We start from the raw sequence: 611 nt of genomic DNA on the forward strand, positions 1-611 counted from the left end.
TTTGTTTGGTGTTGGGCGTGTTCGATGGCGTGGCCCAGTACGTAGGTCCAGGCTTCGGGTAGTGGGCGTTGGTGTGGTTGGTTGGTCAAGGTGTCGGTGATGATCTGGCGCAACAGGTCGGTCGCCGTGGCGGGGATGTGGTGGGGGTTTTTGGTGTCGTGGTCGCCGGCGAGCAGCCGCAGGGCCAGCAGCCCGAGTTTGTAGCTGTCGGTGTAGATGGTGGCCCGTTCCTCGCCAGAAGGACTGTCCCATCCCGGGGTTTCCATTTGGGGTAGTGCCGAGACGGCGTTGATCCGCATGGCGTCGCAGTCGATGAAGTAGACCGCTTCGTGCGGCGTCAGCGAGAACAGCAGGTTTTTCGGTGAGATATCACCGACGCACACACCGTGCTTGTGAAGAAACGCCAGGGCGGAGGCGACTTCGCGCAGCAGCGAATAACGTTGAACGTCATCGAGTTTGACGCCTCGGGCAGACAACACCGAAACATGATTGAGCAGATGCTGGAATTCGGCGGGGGTCCTTGACACGCCACCAACGGTGGTCAGGTCGATGAAAAACTGAGCGGGGATGGCTGGCATCACGAAACCCCGTGGCCTGCCGCTTGCTGCGTT

General features: G+C 60.4%; 1 protein-coding gene. It reads right to left on the minus strand.

The window, feature by feature from the left end; translation table 11 throughout:
* A partial coding sequence (locus tag A5707_RS07015) for a protein kinase family protein (RefSeq protein WP_197495275.1) occupies nt 1-578 on the minus strand: 578 nt, incomplete at its 3' end.
* Nucleotides 579-611: the final 33 nt, after the last annotated feature.

It is taken from the genome of Mycobacterium kyorinense, assembly GCF_001672775.1.
GTDB classification, from domain to species: domain Bacteria; phylum Actinomycetota; class Actinomycetes; order Mycobacteriales; family Mycobacteriaceae; genus Mycobacterium; species Mycobacterium kyorinense_A.